This window comes from Saprospiraceae bacterium (assembly GCA_016712145.1).
Taxonomy (GTDB): domain Bacteria; phylum Bacteroidota; class Bacteroidia; order Chitinophagales; family Saprospiraceae; genus Vicinibacter.
On sequence record JADJRO010000001.1, the window covers coordinates 23617 to 39693 of the forward strand.

17 protein-coding genes are annotated in these 16077 nt (G+C 35.4%); 8 read left to right on the top strand and 9 right to left on the bottom strand.

Features of this window, described 5'->3' with window-relative positions:
- Positions 1–14: 14 nt before the first annotated feature.
- From IPK91_00100 to IPK91_00125, 6 genes are all read right to left on the bottom strand, one after another.
- Positions 15–2585 (bottom strand): DUF4062 domain-containing protein, encoded by a 2571-nt coding sequence (locus IPK91_00100; GenBank protein ID MBK8295703.1) that lies wholly within the window; start codon positions 2583–2585, stop codon positions 15–17.
- 322 nt (positions 2586–2907) lie between these two features.
- Positions 2908–3687, bottom strand: coding sequence for a response regulator transcription factor (locus IPK91_00105; protein ID MBK8295704.1), 780 nt, complete (start codon positions 3685–3687; stop codon positions 2908–2910).
- A 131-nt stretch (positions 3688–3818) separates the two neighbouring features.
- Entirely contained in the window at positions 3819–4856 is a 1038-nt protein-coding gene (locus tag IPK91_00110) for a histidine kinase (protein MBK8295705.1), read from the bottom strand.
- A gap of 1 nt (position 4857) precedes the next feature.
- Positions 4858–5964 carry a histidine kinase gene (locus IPK91_00115; protein ID MBK8295706.1) on the bottom strand — a complete coding sequence of 369 codons (1107 nt, stop codon included), beginning with the start codon at positions 5962–5964 and terminating at the stop codon, positions 4858–4860.
- A 60-nt stretch (positions 5965–6024) separates the two neighbouring features.
- Positions 6025–7407: a tyrosine phenol-lyase gene (locus IPK91_00120; protein ID MBK8295707.1), complete on the bottom strand. Its 1383-nt coding sequence runs from the start codon at positions 7405–7407 to the stop codon at positions 6025–6027.
- A gap of 10 nt (positions 7408–7417) precedes the next feature.
- Positions 7418–8806, bottom strand: a complete 1389-nt coding sequence (locus IPK91_00125; GenBank protein ID MBK8295708.1) for a tryptophanase — start codon at positions 8804–8806, stop codon at positions 7418–7420.
- Between the two features lie 145 nt (positions 8807–8951).
- Between IPK91_00125 and IPK91_00130 the strand changes: the two genes are divergently transcribed.
- Positions 8952–9485 (top strand): hypothetical protein, encoded by a 534-nt coding sequence (locus IPK91_00130; GenBank protein ID MBK8295709.1) that lies wholly within the window; start codon positions 8952–8954, stop codon positions 9483–9485.
- A 42-nt stretch (positions 9486–9527) separates the two neighbouring features.
- Here the strand turns inward: IPK91_00130 and IPK91_00135 are convergent, their stop codons facing one another.
- Together IPK91_00135 and IPK91_00140 are read right to left on the bottom strand one after the other, a co-directional pair.
- Positions 9528–10574, bottom strand: a complete 1047-nt coding sequence (locus IPK91_00135; protein ID MBK8295710.1) for a response regulator — start codon at positions 10572–10574, stop codon at positions 9528–9530.
- Positions 10558–11847: a PAS domain S-box protein gene (locus tag IPK91_00140; protein ID MBK8295711.1), complete on the bottom strand. Its 1290-nt coding sequence runs from the start codon at positions 11845–11847 to the stop codon at positions 10558–10560. Before IPK91_00140 ends, IPK91_00135 begins: the two co-directional genes overlap by 17 nt.
- Before the next feature lie 89 nt (positions 11848–11936).
- Here IPK91_00140 and IPK91_00145 point away from each other — a divergent pair, with 89 nt between their 5' ends.
- From IPK91_00145 to IPK91_00165, 5 genes are all read left to right on the top strand, one after another.
- The gene (locus IPK91_00145) at positions 11937–12350 is read left to right on the top strand and encodes a CBS domain-containing protein (protein MBK8295712.1); all 414 of its coding nucleotides are present in this window, start codon (positions 11937–11939) and stop codon (positions 12348–12350) included.
- A 38-nt stretch (positions 12351–12388) separates the two neighbouring features.
- Positions 12389–12844: a universal stress protein gene (locus IPK91_00150; GenBank protein MBK8295713.1), complete on the top strand. Its 456-nt coding sequence runs from the start codon at positions 12389–12391 to the stop codon at positions 12842–12844.
- 16 nt (positions 12845–12860) lie between these two features.
- Positions 12861–13193: an Hsp20/alpha crystallin family protein gene (locus tag IPK91_00155; protein ID MBK8295714.1), complete on the top strand. Its 333-nt coding sequence runs from the start codon at positions 12861–12863 to the stop codon at positions 13191–13193.
- A complete protein-coding gene (locus IPK91_00160; protein MBK8295715.1) occupies positions 13178–13300 on the top strand; it encodes an Hsp20/alpha crystallin family protein in 123 nt (40 codons plus the stop codon). The genes IPK91_00155 and IPK91_00160 overlap by 16 nt, the downstream gene beginning before the upstream one ends.
- Positions 13301–13429: 129 nt before the next feature.
- Positions 13430–14140: a sulfite exporter TauE/SafE family protein gene (locus tag IPK91_00165; protein MBK8295716.1), complete on the top strand. Its 711-nt coding sequence runs from the start codon at positions 13430–13432 to the stop codon at positions 14138–14140.
- Here the strand turns inward: IPK91_00165 and IPK91_00170 are convergent.
- Complete coding sequence (locus IPK91_00170) at positions 14125–14532, bottom strand: hypothetical protein (protein MBK8295717.1); 408 nt, start codon at positions 14530–14532, stop codon at positions 14125–14127. The genes IPK91_00165 and IPK91_00170 overlap by 16 nt on opposite strands.
- A gap of 155 nt (positions 14533–14687) precedes the next feature.
- Here IPK91_00170 and IPK91_00175 point away from each other — a divergent pair, with 155 nt between their 5' ends.
- The gene (locus IPK91_00175) at positions 14688–15374 is read left to right on the top strand and encodes a hypothetical protein (GenBank protein MBK8295718.1); all 687 of its coding nucleotides are present in this window, start codon (positions 14688–14690) and stop codon (positions 15372–15374) included.
- A 12-nt stretch (positions 15375–15386) separates the two neighbouring features.
- Entirely contained in the window at positions 15387–15911 is a 525-nt protein-coding gene (locus IPK91_00180; GenBank protein MBK8295719.1) for a DinB family protein, read from the top strand.
- Positions 15912–16077: the final 166 nt, after the last annotated feature.

Below are 16077 nucleotides of genomic sequence, written 5' to 3' on the forward strand. Positions count from 1 at the left end.
TAATATTCAATTAATTAATCTTTCATTGCATATCCAATCATTTGGTCAATCGTCATTTGACCTCCTTCGTTCCATGCCTGGTTAAAAAGTTCTACAGGCATTTGCTGTTTAATAATGTTTTTAGCATTTGTAATGATTGCTTGTAAATCATCCCATACAGGCATTTGGGTAGTTTCCCGTAAATGTTCAACAGCACTTAATAATGTAACCGCATGGACAAATTTATTTTCATTAATTGAGACAAGCGCCCAAATTTCCAGTGACCATGCCAAAGCCTCATAAAAATGTAAGTTCTGACTAAGCAAGATACTTTCCCGTAAATAGTTTTTAGCATCAGAATTTTTTTGCATTACCTCGACCAGTGCAAATCCACTTAGACAAATTATAACTGAAATTTCATTGTGATCTGTTTTTGCTAATTCGATGCTTTGCTGGTAATATTCCTTTGCTTCTTTCAACCGATTTCCCATATAAATGGAATTGCGCCCCAAACCACTTAAAGCTAAACTAATACCGGTTGTAAGTCCAATTTTTTTATATTTTTCTAAACTGGAGTTTAAATATTTATCTGCGATTTCGTATTGTTTTATAATGGTTGCTACTACGCCTGCAATCAACAGCGCGGTTGCAACCAGTTCATCATCTTCTTGTAATTGAATCAAGTCCAGGTTCTTTTGTAATGTTGCATGATAGCTTTCAAAATCTCTTTGTAAAAATGACATGATACCAACATTAGCAACCAGGAGGCACAATGTTTTGTCATCTAATGGTGAATTGCCTTGTTTTTGTTGATCCCAGGCTTTTCTCAACCAATTGTAAGCTTCTTTTGTATGTGCATTTACCCACCAAAACAACCATAAATTCCATGCGATTTGAGTTAATTTTGATACTTCATTTCGTTCAAGTAGAAAGTCTAAAACCTGGCGGATGTTTGGATGCTCTTTTTCCAACAGCGCTAAAGCTTCACTTTGATCAATTTTATTTTTTTGTAATTTGAATGTATGCAGTGCAGTTCGGTAGTATTCAGCCTGAAGCATTTTTAATGCATCCAGTTTTCCTAGTCCTCTGAGTTTTTCTAGTGAAAATTCCCGAACACTTTCCAGCATCTGGAATCTCACTTGCATGTTTTCATCTTGTTTTGTAAGCAAGCTTTTATTTAGTAAGGAGTCTAATAATCCCAATGTATCGTCTTTTAAATCTGCTCCCATCCATTCAATGGATTCCATCAAAGCACCGGCATTAAATAAACTAATCCGCAACAGCAATTCCTGTTCATTTTCAGTAAGCAAATCAAAACTCCATTCAATCGTATTTCGAATTGTTTTTTGTCTGTCCGGGATATCTCTGAAGTTTCCCTTTAAGATGTCCAAACGATGGTCCAATTTCTTTAGTAGAAGCTGTGGACTCAAGGCATTGATTTGACCTGCCGCTAATTCAATTGCAAGAGGCAATCCTTCCAAGCGCTTGCAAATTTGAAGTAGTACAGGTTTGTTGAAATCTGTCAGTTCAAAGTCTGGTTGAATGCCCTGTGCTCTGTTAATAAAAAGAGCAACTGCCGGAGGTAAACCATCATTTTGTGTATCGTTTTCACTTGCGAATGAATCTGACAATGGGGGTACTGCAACAACCTGTTCGAATGAAAGCGACAATCGTTCGCGGCTGGTAACCATAATTTTAATTTGGGGTGCAGCATACAATAAGTCATCAATGATCGACGCGGCTTCTGTAATTTGTTCAAAATTGTCTAATACCAAGAGCAAATTTTTATCTTGTAAAAAAAACTTCAAACTTTCTAAGGTATTTCCAGCAGATACTTTAATACCCAGATTGTAACAAATAGTTTCAGCGGCAAGTAAAGGATCCCTAACTGGTGCCAACGCAATAAATGCAATTCCATCTTTAAATGAACTTTCAGAGTTTCGGGCACTTTCAATCGCTAAACGGGTTTTTCCAATGCCTCCTGGACCAAATAATGTGATCAATCGAATGGATGGTTTTTCTAATAAATGAGAAATGTGATTGAGACATTTTTCACGTCCGATTAATTGATTTGGAGCAGCTGGTAACAGATGAAATAATTTTGCATCTGTTAGTTTGCGATGTAAACTCAAATTAAAGCGCTCAGTTAATAACACGGCTAAATCATTTATTATTAATTGTTCTAACTCCTCAGGTTCAGAAAATGATTTGTAGGAGACTTTATCATCACGTTGTATTTTATGCAGTAATTCTGACAAACGATTTTCCCGCTGACCTGCAGACTTTTTTATATAAATTAATTTGGGCATATCGCCAGAAAGATGGTATTCATCTTCCAATCCCGAAATGGATTCTTCAGGTGCAACCCAACCGTACCGATCCCAATAGATTCCAATAAAAATCTGACTTTGAGCGAGATACTCGCGATATAAATTTCTTGGAGCATGTGGCCTGGCTCCCAATTCAAACATAACCGGTGTTAAATGAATTTCTTGAATAGCTTTTCTTGCAGCTTCCCGCTCTTCAGCTAATTCTTGTAAGGTCGAACTGATAAACACGCGGAGCCGTTGATCGGGAGTGAGGATAGGTGAATTTAAAGTATCCATTTTTTTTATATTAAATTTAATTTGACCACGCAAAGATGAACATGTTGAATGCTTTACACCAGGTGCTTTTACATGAATTGTAGAAAATGTAAACTGAATTGATATGTAATTCCTTTTTTAGTTTTCAGAAATCTTAAGTCTGAAAATGAAGCGTTAGAGTGTATGATCAATTTCTTGATCAAGGTGTTATAATATGCTCAATCTGGGATTTATAGCCCTATTGACTGGAGACCAAAGCCTAAAGTGTCAATTATTAATTCATGGGTAGATTCCACACAGAAATATGGACATTTAGAAAAAGAATGTTAGAAAAACAATAATGCTACTTGCCCATCCATATTTTGAAATCGGTGACTTTTTCGCGACTTACGAGTGCTTCTTTTTCGTTTTTTGGTTTTAAGCCAAGGATCAGGCGGTTTCCAAAATAATCATTGATTTGATCCATTGATTTTATAGAAACAATGTAGGCTCTGTTAATTCTGAAAAACTGAGATGAGTCAATCATTTCTTCAATTTCATCTAATTTGTATTCGACAAGGTATTTTTTATCATCAAATGTTTTGAAAAAATTGAGTCGGTCATCACTAAAAAAATAAGCGATCTGATTAATGTCAATGGAAACCAGTTTTTGAGCATGCTTGACTAGAAAACGCTTTCTGAATTCCTGTTTGGATTGAAGCTTGGATTGAAGTTCTCTCACCAAAACATTCATATTTAATGAGGTGTCTGACGACCCAGAATATGATTTTTTAAGATGTTTAAATTTATCAAGTGCAGATTCTAAGTCATCCTTTTGTATGGGTTTCAATAAGTAATCGATACTGTTTACTTTGAAAGCCTTTAAAGCATATTCGTCATAACTTGTAGTAAAGATAACTGGACTGTTTACCTCAATCCGGTTGAAAATTTCAAAACTTTGTCCATCTGCCAATTCAATATCCATTAAGATCAGATCAGGCGGCGGATTGTTTTGGAGCCATTCCACTGAGGAGGCAATGCTATCTGCAGTTCCAACAATTTCAATATCCGGATCTACCGAAAACAAGGTTTTTTGAAGCTTTTTTACTGCAAGTTCCTCATCTTCGATTAGTAATAATTTCATAATGTGTTACGGTTTTTAATATAGAAGTTAAAAGTACGATCCGAATAGATATACTTAGATTGAGTTCCGTTGAATCGGTATTTGTCCAAATTGAATTGATAGAATCCATGTTTGAATTGTAAGCATAAATTTTAGTCTAATAAAGGCAAACTTACCCTAAAATGATCTGGCCCTTCTTCAATCAATACGTCCTCCCGATTTAGAAGTCGGTATTTTTCTTTGATATTGGATAAGCCTATTCCGGTAGAATCTACTGCGTGGAGTTTCTTTTGAAGTTTATTTTCTACAACGATCCGACCTGAAGGTTCTGTATATATTTTCACAATCATGGGCATTTGTCGACTAACTATATTGTGTTTAACTACATTTTCGATCAATAGTTGCAAGCATAAGGTTGGTAATTGAGAATCTTTGTAGGTCGGGGTGATCTCCATTTGGATGTCCAGTGCCTGTCCAAATCTTGTTTTAAGTAATTTATTAAATGAATGAATGAATAAAATCTCCTGCTCTAGCGTACTCATGCCGCTTTCATTGTTTCTGAGTAAATAACGATACACTTTACTCAATTCGTCTAAAAATTTCTCAGCTTGATCTTTGTCTTCAGATATAAGTGAAGATAAGGTGTTAAAGCAATTAAATAGGAAATGCGGATTGACTTTCTGTTTTAAGTTGTCAAATTCTTGTTGCAATTGCAATTGCTTTATAAATTCCTTTTCTTCAATTACTTCTTTATATTTATCAATAATATAGATTACTTCCCAAAGAGATTCAAACAATACATTCACTGTCAGGCCAACCAACAAAGCATATTTTAAGTCTTCCTGTTGCAAAATATAACCTTGTATATGAAATAAATGAAAAATGTATATGATAAGCAGGACAGAAGGTGACATTACCAAAAGATTAATCGGTAATTTTAAAAATACCCTTTTACGGGTTTGATCCAATCCTGGATATTTTGTAATGAGATAATTATCATAAACATAATGGGATCTCCAGGATAGATAACCGATCGTATAAATGATTGGATATGAAACCAACCAAATGTTCCATTCAGAAAATAGGCGTTCACCGAATAATATGCAGCATAATGAATAGGTAATAAATGGCATCGAGATCCAGAATCCAATATATTGATAGCGAGGCGGTTTAGGAAAATGCAAGCTCATGCTATTGGTTTTGAATAAGTGGAAGGGTTATTTTTCGTGTCACCCGATCATCTGAAATTTCAACCTCATCTTCGTTCAACAGTCTGTATTTGTTGACTAAATTGTCAAGCCCTTCATCCAAATTTAAATTACTTACGATGGTTTTTTCATGGAGGGTATGAGAAATAATTAATTTTTTCTGGTTTTCAGTATAAATATGAATTTGCAGGGCTTGTTTTTTGTTTAGTGCATTTGTATAAATTATATTTTCAAGGATAACTTGCATACTTAATGGGGGAATTAATTTAGTTCGAATTTCATGTGGTATGTTAATGCTGCTTTGAATCGCCTGCCCAAATCGTGCTTTTGTGAGATAAAGATAGGATTGTGCAAATTTGATTTCTTCTTCCAGGCTTACAAGAAAGTCTTCATCGCTTCTTAATAGATAGCGATGCACTTTGGTCATTTCATCCAAAAATCGAATGGCATCCTCTTCGTTTTCGTGAATTAAGCCCGATAAGGTATTAAAGCAATTGAATAAGAAATGAGGATTAATTTGTCCTTTGAGTCCAAGCAATTTGCTACGTTGGTATGAATTTCGAAGTTTTTCACTTTCCGCAACTGAAGACTTCCATTTTTCCCAATTGGCCATTCCTTCATTAATAAATGTAATGACCGTGCTCATGACACAGGCATATAAAATGGTATACCACAAATTTTGATCTAATGGCTTACAGGGCATCCAATGAAAGTAATTGTAGCATGCATAAATTCCATGAATGGCTACAATATTTAGAACATAAAAAACTGGAAGCATTACAGCAATCCGTTTAAATAAATCTCCTGATGCAGAAATTCGTCTACTAATCAATACCGCAACGGTACCAAAAATTGCATAAACCAGCAGAAAGTAGAAAACACTGATTGCGAAACTTTTATAAACACCTTCAAATGTGTTGTATATACAAAATCCAAAAATCAGCAGATTCATAAACAGAATATAGGGAAGGATAACCCATAAAAACACGATGGGTTCCTTATTGCTATACCGTTTCATAGTCACAAGGCGAAGGTATAAAAAAGCGATGCATACAATAGAGCGGTATGTATGAAATGAGCTAAAAGCCATTTCAATTGAGGATAATCTATATAGTATCGATTCAAGCCAAATGCTTGAATCTTTTATCCCTTAAGATGAAAGCATTTCAAAGCGGGCCTGGAAGAATCGTAAATATTTCGGCTCATACGTCATGTGCATGCCTTTGATTTTCTTGCGACGATCATACACCCGGGCAGTAGATTCAGCAATAACGTCCATATGAGCCTGGGTATAAACTCTTCTGGGGATGGTAAAACGCACTAATTCCAATTTTGGAAAATAGTGCTCTCCACTTGATTTTCTTCCTGCTGAAACAATGCCACGTTCCATGGTTCGCACTCCAGAATCGAGATACACTTCTGCTGCCAAAGTTTGAGCCGGAAAGTTTCCCTGTGGGATGTGTGGAAGAAATTTTAAAGCATTTACGAAGATGCCATGTCCTCCAATTGGTTTGACAATGGGGATGTTAAAGAATTGCATTTGATTTCCTAAATATTCAACTTGTCCAATGCGTGCTTTAATATGATCATCTTGGATGCTTTCCCGGATTCCAATGGCCATTGCTTCCATGTCGCGACCTGCCAGGCCCCCATAAGTATGCAATCCTTCATAAACAACTACCAGATTGCGAGCTTCTTCAAATACCTGCCAATCGTTGATTGCCAAAAATCCTCCAATATTAACCAAAGCATCCTTTTTTGCACTCATGGTTGCTCCATCGGTAAGTTTACAAAGTTCAAGTACGATTTCTGCAATCGATTTGTTCTTATACCCTTTTTCGCGTTGTTGGATAAAGTAGGCATTTTCTGCAACCCGAGTCATGTCATGGATAATGCGAATAGAATGTTTGTTGGTAAGTGCTCTTACTTCTTTTAAATTTGACATACTGATGGGTTGTCCACCAGCCATATTGACGCTGGTTGCAATACTGACATACGGAATTTTATCAGCTCCATAAGTTTGAATTAACCGTTCAAGTTTATTTAAATCAACATTTCCTTTGAAAGGAAATTCATTTTCAGGATCATGTGCTTCATCAATTATAATATCTTCAAATCTTCCACCAGCCAGTTCCTGATGCAATCGGGTCGTAGTGAAATACATATTTCCTGGTATGATATCCCCTTGCTTGATCAGTATTTTGGATAAAATATTTTCGGCACCTCGACCCTGATGGGTAGGTATAAGGTAATTGTATCCATAAGTTTGCTTGACGACGTTCTCAAGGTGATAGAAATTCCTGCTGCCAGCATACGCTTCATCACCCAACATCATGCCTGCCCATTGTTGATCACTCATCACAGAAGTACCACTGTCTGTTAGCAAATCAATGTAAACATCTTCAGAACGCAAAAGAAACGTATTGTAACCAGCTTCCATTAATGCTTTTTTTCTTTGCTTGGGCGTCGTCATTTTTAGTAATTCAACCATCTTCATTTTATAGGGTTCAGCCCAACTTCTTTTAATATACATGGTGTTTTAATTAGTTCGTGTGAATGGGTTTTAACTTAGCTGTAAAATGACGTAATAAAGGGGCTTCTTCCAGAATCGTATATCCAGTTAATTTAACCCGATTCTTCCAAACTTCAATAATCACTTCAGCAACATAATCAATGTGACTTTGTGTATAAACTCTTCTTGGAATTGCCAACCGCACCAATTCCTGGTTTGCAGGAATTAAAACCTTTGGATCACAATCCGATTGGTACTTTCCAAACATCAGTGAGCCGATTTCGACACTGCGGATTCCTCCTTCTATATATAAAGCACATACCAACGATTGACCAGGATATTGATCCGGTGGAATTTGTGGTAAAAATGCTTTAGCATCCAAATAAACGGCATGACCACCGGCAGGTTGCATGATGGGGATGTTGTGATCCATTAGTTTTTGAGCCAAATATTCAATGCTGCGAATACGATATTGCAAATAGTGTTCATCCAATACTTCATCCAAACCAATTGCAATTGCTTCAAGGTCTCTGCCTGCTAATCCGCCATAGGTTGGAAATCCTTCCGTTATGACTAATAAATTTCTACAGGATTGTGCTAGTGCTGCATTTTGGGTGGCCAGAAATCCACCGATGTTTGCAAATGCGTCTTTTTTTGCACTCATCGTACAACCATCTGCATATGAAAATAATTCATGCGCGATTTCTTCAATGCTGTGAGAACTGTATTCTTTTTCCCGGATTTTTATAAAGTAACAATTTTCAGCAAATCGGCAGGCATCAATAAAAAAAGGAATTTGATATTGTTTACAAATCGACGAAGCATTTCGAATATTTTCCATGCTGACCGGTTGTCCTCCGTTGGAATTATTTGTAACTGTAATAATCACCATTGGAATATTTTCAGGTCCAATATTCTGAATGAGCTTAAGCAAGGCTTCCAGGTCAATATTGCCTTTAAAAGGAGCCGGTTTAGATGGAATTTTACCTTCAGCACAAGGTAGATCGATCCCTTGAGCTCCTGAAAATTCAATGTTAGCCCGGGTCGTATCAAATAGGGTATTGCTTAATACGGTTTTGCCCTTTCCGCCAAGAATATTAAAGAGAATGTTTTCAGCAGCACGTCCCTGATGCGTAGGAATTATATGGTTCATACCCGTGATTCTGCGAACGGTATTTTCAAATCGATAAAAACTCGGACTGCAGGCATAAGATTCATCTCCTTGCATGATTCCGGCCCATTGATTGCTGCTCATAGCGCTTGTACCGCTGTCAGTGAGCAAATCAATGATCACGTCTTCTGAGTGTATAAGAAAGGGGTTGTAAAATGCACGCGCTAGTATCTGACTGCGTTCAAAAGCTGAATTAAAATGGATTGGCTCAACGGATTTAATCCGGAATGGTTCAATGATTGTTTTCATATGTATTGGCTTTCTAAGAAAAAAAGTTCTTAAAAATCAATTGATTTTATAAAAACTTGGTTCGTTTACAAAATTAAGATATATTTGTCTTAAATAAAGAAAAATCTTTTGTATAGACGTAGATTATTAAAAATAAATTCTAGTTATGTCCAGATTGTCAGGCATTTTAGGGATCCTTTTATTAGGTGTTTATTCTTTTGTCCATGGACAAGAAATTATGAAACCAGAAATTGGTATGCAGAAACTTTCTGGTTATCACATAGGGATTGTTCAGATTTTGTTTGGAGTCCACAAGTCAGAAATCAGTTTTCTTGATAAGTCGGACTTTTATACCATCGGGTTTCCAATGGGGATTACATTAAATACTGGGAGTAGACTAAAAATTGATTTGGAAATCGTTCCGGTTATCAAACCTTATTTAGAAGAAGAAACTCCTTATAATGTTCACTTGTTATATCATCCAGGGATCCTGCTTCCTTTGAAAAACAACTTTACGTTAGGCCTTAGGCTTGCTTTTGAATCAGGAGAAAATCAGTTTGGTTTTACTCCATTAATTAATAAGGCCTTTGTATTAAGCAAGAATTACAATTTTTTTATAGAATTAGTTGCACCAACTCGTTTTGCTAAGAAACAGTCATTTAATCAATTGATTGGCATTCATGTAGGATTGGGTTTATAAGAACTTCATGCCAATCCCTCTGATTGGTTTGTTCGAATAAATTTATAAAAACAAGGCATTCAACTTTTGAACCTGGAGCAAACTAATGCCTTCAGAATCCAGGTGTATTAATTTTTCTTCTTTAAATTCCGTAAGCATACGAATCAAGGTTTCTTTAGCCATGCCACAATAAGATGCAAGGTCATCACGACTTAACGCAATCGCTTTGTCTTTAAACAATCCTGACAAAAGTATCAGATGGTAAGCCACTTTTTCCCTTACATTTCCATAAGAATTGATTGAAAGTCTTTGTACATATTCTTGTGAATAAGCGGTACAAAATGCCTGATATGCGTAGAGTAAATTTTCTTTAATAATAATGTCTTCAATGAGTTTTTTAGGAATTGATTTAATAGCACACTCCTCAATTAATTCCAAGACACTTGAATATCGTATATGAAAGATTCGATTAAGGCCAACGACATCTGGTCCTAGATAAAAATTTAAAATTAATTCTTTATCTCCTACAGATTCTATGACCTCTTTGGCAATACCGCCTTCGAGAAAATAAACATGGTTAACATTATCGCCTATGTTCCAGATTTTTGTTTTTTTACCCAGTACTTTGCTTTCTGTTTGATCAAGAAGTTGTTTGACCTGGGGAAACGTTTGAATCTGATGTAAATCCAATAAGCCAGTAAGCGATTTTCCGAATTTCAACCGGGATATTCTTTTGTATTTGTTAATCTTTTTTTCAATAACTGCTAAAAGATCTGCCGCTTCAAAGGGTTTTACTAAATAATCTTCTGCTCCAAGATTCATTCCTTTTCTAAAATCATCTTTTTCGGCTTTGGCAGTTAGAAAAATTACAGGTATATCCTTTAAATGCTCATCTTGATTGATGATTTTCAACATGCCTAGACCATCCAGATTGGGCATCATAATATCACTTAAGATCAGATCCGGTTGGTGTTGTCTTGCTGCCTGGATTCCCTTTAAGCCATCCTCTGCGGTAAATACGATATAATCTGAAATCTCAAGTATTTCTGCAATGTTTTCACGCATTTCTGTATTATCCTCAATTAACAGGATTTTAGTTTTGTCGGCCATGTTTAGGTAATTTAATGGTAAATTGGGTGCCTTCGTTTTCTTTTGAATTAAAACTGATACTTCCCTGGAGTACATCCAGGTATTTTTTTACAATATTCAATCCAAGTCCGGTTCCCTGAATATTTAATACATTGGATCCTCTGTAAAAAATATCAAAAATAAATTTTTGTTCGCTTTCTGGAATTCCAATTCCATCATCAGCCACTGAAATTTCTGTTTGCTCCTCCGTATCCTTGATTTTAATATCGATTTTGGAAGTGTCTCCCGAATATTTAACGGCATTCGCAATTAAATTATTTATAATATGCCGGACGCAATTTTGATCTGTTAAAATATGGTATTCCGGATTGGTTTCATAACGCATCCGAATGGTTTGTTCTGGTTTTTTTAATAAGTTAAATTCTTCTGTAATTTCATGGACTAAATGGATGAGATCAATGGATTCTAATTTAATATTAAATTTTCCTTCTTCTATACGGGTTAAGGTTAAAAATTCATTGAGAATTCCATTCAGATAGTGTATATTGTTTTTAATTTTACCTAAGTGATTGATTTTTTTATCACGGGTTTCTTCAGAATCATAGCGCTCAATGAGGTTAATTGAGCTTAAGATATTGGCCAGAGGCGTTCGGAACTCATGAGATGCAATTGAAACAAACCGGGATTTAAGTAAATTCAAATCGCGTTCTTTTTCCAAGGCATTCAAAAGTTCTTTTTCCCGCAGTTTTAATTTTTTCTCAATTTCAATGCGCTCATTGATTTCTGTTTCCAGTGCCTGGTTATTCGAACTTAATTGGTGGATACTTTCCCGAAGTTGGCCTGTTCTGGAATCCACTAAATTTTCGAGATTTTTATTTACATAGATCAGTTTTTGTTCGACTTCTTTTTGGGCAGTTAAATCATGTATGACTCCGGTAAAATAAATTTGTTCTTCAACTGTAAATTTGCTGACTGCGAGTCGAACTGGAAATTGGGTTCCATCTTTTTTAACGCCAACAACCTCCCTACCAATTCCAATTATTTTATTTATTCCTGATTGAATATGATTTTTTATATATTGATTATGTTGACTGAAGTGAGGTTCCGGAGTTAAAACATTGACATTCATTAATAATAATTCAGATTTTTCGTAGCCAAATATCTTGGCCGCGCCTTCGTTTAACAGAAGAATCGTCCCTTCTGCGTTAATAATAATGATCGCATCAATGGCCGTTTCTAATACAGAACTTAAAAAGTTTCCTGTTTTATAAAAATGTTGTGAATTGGAGTCCATTACCTGAGCGATATCATTTTAAATGTTGACAAAGATCAGGATTAAACTGGTATTACCCGGATAATTTTACAAAAAAATAAATGATGAATTTGAAGAAGCCAGTTAGTGATATTATGACACGTGAGTTGGTTACCCTGACTCCAGAGGATGATTTGTTTATGGTAAAGGAATTATTTGAAAACCATTCCATCCACCATATCCCTGTAGTCCATTTTCGAAATTTAGTAGGCTTGGTAAGTAAAACTGACTTTTTATTATTTGCCAATTCGATATTAGAAGGAAATTCTGTTGAAATTCATAGTGATCAAAAATTGAAATTCACAAAGGTGAAGCAAATCATGGTAACCAGATTGGGGAAATTGGAGCCAGATGATCGAATTGAGGTTGCAATTGATGTATTTTTAACAAATTATTTTCATTGTTTGCCTGTGGTTCAAAAAGACGAACTGCTTGGCTTAGTGACGCCTTATGATATTTTAAGGTATATCAGCAATCCAGCTTAAAATGAGTATATTTGGTGGAAAATTATAAATTCTCAAATATGGTACCTTTTAATAAAATTCTTTGTCCGTACGATTTTTCAGAATACTCTAAGCATGCATTAGCATGGACATTAAAGTTGAATGAATCAAATAATTTATCCATTTATATTTTGCATATTATGATTAATCCTTTGTTGTATGAAACAGGGAGTCCGGTATTTGGAAATCAAATTTATGCAGACGACCTTTTAAGTAAATTGCGAGAGGAAAATCAAGTACAACTAGATGAATTGATGGCTCAATTACAAATAGACCATCCTGAGATGGAATTGCATTTAATCTGTAAGGAAAGTAATGATATTGGTGCTTGCATTATTGAATCTCAGCAAGAATTAACTGCAGATTTAATTGTAATGGGATCCCATGGACGAAAAGGAATTAAGCGTTTTGTATTGGGCAGTGTAGCGGAGGATGTAGTCAGACATGCCAATTGCCCGGTACTGGTTGTGCGATAACAATAAATATTATTATATGGATTCTTTAAGTCGAATTAACAGGAATTTCCCTTTTTTTAGTACGATTCCTACCTGGTATGATGACTTTTCAGGTTCAGAACTATTCAAAGGGAATGCATTAAACTTTCCTGCAATTAATGTTTTGGAAAGTATTAAACATTTTTCAATTGAAATCGCCGCTCCTGGCTTTTCAAAATCTAATTTTAAACTAAAAGTTGATGATAATTCCACATTGACCATTTCAGTGGAAAAACAAGACCAGCAGGATACGATGGATAAGGCCAATTGGAAGCATAGAGAATTTAACTATACAGCATTCAACAGAAGTTTTCCTTGCCCAATTCTATAGACCAATCTCACATTACAGCTGCTTATGTAGACGGGATTCTTAAAATTCATTTGCCTAAGCTTGAACAGTTTGAAGAAAAAGTATCTAAGGAAATTAAGATTGCCTAATCTTTTGATTCTGATCAATTGCCAGAACTAAATGATTGCTATTGATGCGCTTGCTCTTTTTGAGTATTATTACATTAAATCTGATTGGCCTTGAGCAATTTTACCGTAGCTGTTTTTCTATTTCTGGCAATTCTGGCTGAAATTCTTGGAACCGTTGGTGGTTTTGGGTCTTCAATTTATTTTGTACCTCTGGCAGAGTACTTTTTAGATTTCCAAACAGTCCTTGGAATTACAGCATTATTTCATGTATCAAGCAATCTTACTAAAATTGGGCTATTTCGCAAAGGAATAGATCCTAGGATTCTGATCTATCTGGGAATTCCGGCAGTTCTATTTGTTATATTAGGAGCAGCATTAAGTCGTTATGTCAAGAAAGAAACTTTCGAATTGAGTATTTCCATTTTGTTGGTAATACTTGGTTTGGCATTGTTGTTATTTCGCAATATAAAGTTGAATATAAATCCTGTAAATTCTATAACAGGGGGTGCACTTTCTGGGTTTGTTGCTGGTCTAATGGGTACCGGTGGTGCTATCAGAGGATTGGTTTTATCTGCATTTCAACTCGAAAAAGAAGTTTATATCGCAAGTTCTGCCATCATTGATCTTGGGGTTGATGTAAGCAGAAGCGTGGTATATGTGATGAATGGGTATGTACATAATGACATCCTTTATTTAGTGCCTTTGCTTATTCTAGTAAGTTTAATTGGAACCTATTTAGGTAAATTGATTTTGAATCGAATCCCATCAGAACGATTTCAAAAAATGACCTTAGTATTAATTTTATTGATTGGAATGGGCGGTATTGTAAAAGTATTGTTGAGATCTTACAACAACATTTGATTTCGATCTGTCTTTTTTGCTTCTTGAACTGCATTGTAAAATGACTCAGCTTCCTCATTTTGTTTTGCGAGTGTCCAATCATCCGTTACGGTAGTTTCTATCCAAACATCGCCTGATTTTCTAAATACCTGGATTGACAATCCAAATGAATCTTGAAACTCTTGTTCAAGATCCATTACAGTCGTATAAGGATGAATTTCAAGACTGCCTTTATTGTGAACTGACCTGCAATCCTTTAAGATCAGGTTTGCGGGTATCATGAGTTCTTTTTTTGATCCGGTGTGTTTCGAATGTCCTTTACTAAAGAATTCAATTTTCAGGAAAGGGTAGCGAGCAGAAAAGAGCTCCTGAATTTCACGAATGCTTAAAGCATCATTAATTACAATTTTCATAGTTGTACCGATAACTTGTGATTCATTTTATTAACCCATTTTAATAGCTTTTCTTAATTTTATTTCTATTTACTTTTGTTCAGTGCTTAGTCAAATCGTTCTGTAAAAATTCAGCTATTTCCAATAGTTTCCCATGACCTTCATCAATCAGCTTATTGATACTTGTCAAATTACAATCAAAGAACCCATGGGTTTTAAAAGGAAACAGCCATATTTGCATCCATATGATTGAAATTTTAACCGGGACATTCATTATCAGCCTATTGCATGCTTTAATCCCTAGCCACTGGTTGCCCTTAGTGAGTTTAGCCAAAGCTCAAAAATGGTCTGAGTCCGAACTTATCAAAGTTGGATTTTCATTATCGCTTGCTCATGTGCTCAGTACCGTATTGTTGGGCTTGATTTTAGGAGGTCTTGCACATAAATTTTACCAATCCTATCAACAAATCCTTTTATGGCTTGGTCCAGCAATATTAATTTTATCTGGTGTATATTTTATTTATAGACACCATACCCACCATCATTTCCATATTGATGACCAGATGATGGAGCAAACTAAAACCCGTAAACAGGTAATTTATGCTTTATTGGCTTTTATGTTTCTTTCTCCTTGTCTTGAAATAGAAGCCTATTTTATCAATGCCAGTTTTTATGGTTGGAAAATATTAGGCTTGTCTTTGACTATTTATGTGGTCTTTAGTATGACCGGAATGTTAACAGGAATCTTATTGGCAAATCGTGGATTAAATAAAATCAATTCACATAAATGGGAACACAATGCTGGAATTGTGACTGCAATCACGATGATTCTTACGGGCTTACTATCACTCATTTTTCATTAAAATAGTAGTGATATGACGTTTAATTTAAATCAAATAGTAGAAGTACTCGAGCGAAGCCCAGATGTATTGGAGTGTCTAGTAGCGGGTCGTTCAGATATATGGATTTATACTAATGAAGGAGCTGAAAGCTGGTCTCCTTTTGATGTTATGGGGCATGTTGTACATGCAGAAAAGACAAGCTGGATTCAACGTATTGAAGTTATTTTAAACGGAAATGGTTCCGGTACATTTCAATCTTTCGATCGATTTGCACAATTTGAAAACTCAAAAGGGAAGTCCATCAGCGAACTTTGCACTGAATTCCGCCAGGAACGAAATTCGAATTTGAAATTATTGGAAGAAATGAAGCTAGGAGCATCCGATTTTATAAAAACAGGCATTCATCCTCAATTTGGCCAAGTAACATTGAGTCAACTGCTTGCTACCTGGATGGCTCATGATCTGGATCATATTTATCAAATAGTACGGGTTATGGCAAAGCAATACAAAGAGGATGCCGGTCCATGGGTGGAATTTCTCAGAATCCTGCGATCGTAAATTCTAATTCAATCCTGCAATGAAGTAATGCTGCAATACTGCAATGTTGCAATCCTTCAATGTTGCAAAACTGCAATGTTGACATGTTGAGATTCTTAAATCCTGGCACGTGTATTTATTAAATATTTGTTGGAGTGTTTCGATATTCAAAAATGCTCAAAATACT

Excerpts from the sequence above, each read along its gene's own strand:
- IPK91_00125 (MBK8295708.1), bottom strand. The coding sequence starts at position 8,806 with ATGAAAACAATCATTGAACCATTCCGGATTAAATCCGTTGAGCCAATC.
- IPK91_00180 (MBK8295719.1), top strand. The coding sequence starts at position 15,387 with ATGACGTTTAATTTAAATCAAATAGTAGAAGTACTCGAGCGAAGCCCA.
- IPK91_00170 (MBK8295717.1), bottom strand. The coding sequence starts at position 14,532 with ATGAAAATTGTAATTAATGATGCTTTAAGCATTCGTGAAATTCAGGAG.
- IPK91_00140 (MBK8295711.1), bottom strand. The coding sequence starts at position 11,847 with ATGGACTCCAATTCACAACATTTTTATAAAACAGGAAACTTTTTAAGT.
- IPK91_00100 (MBK8295703.1), bottom strand. The coding sequence starts at position 2,585 with ATGGATACTTTAAATTCACCTATCCTCACTCCCGATCAACGGCTCCGC.
- IPK91_00150 (MBK8295713.1), top strand. The coding sequence starts at position 12,389 with ATGGTACCTTTTAATAAAATTCTTTGTCCGTACGATTTTTCAGAATAC.
- IPK91_00155 (MBK8295714.1), top strand. The coding sequence starts at position 12,861 with ATGGATTCTTTAAGTCGAATTAACAGGAATTTCCCTTTTTTTAGTACG.
- IPK91_00120 (MBK8295707.1), bottom strand. The coding sequence starts at position 7,407 with ATGTATATTAAAAGAAGTTGGGCTGAACCCTATAAAATGAAGATGGTT.
- IPK91_00105 (MBK8295704.1), bottom strand. The coding sequence starts at position 3,687 with ATGAAATTATTACTAATCGAAGATGAGGAACTTGCAGTAAAAAAGCTT.
- IPK91_00130 (MBK8295709.1), top strand. The coding sequence starts at position 8,952 with ATGTCCAGATTGTCAGGCATTTTAGGGATCCTTTTATTAGGTGTTTAT.
- IPK91_00115 (MBK8295706.1), bottom strand. The coding sequence starts at position 5,964 with ATGGCTTTTAGCTCATTTCATACATACCGCTCTATTGTATGCATCGCT.
- IPK91_00110 (MBK8295705.1), bottom strand. The coding sequence starts at position 4,856 with ATGAGCTTGCATTTTCCTAAACCGCCTCGCTATCAATATATTGGATTC.
- IPK91_00135 (MBK8295710.1), bottom strand. The coding sequence starts at position 10,574 with ATGGCCGACAAAACTAAAATCCTGTTAATTGAGGATAATACAGAAATG.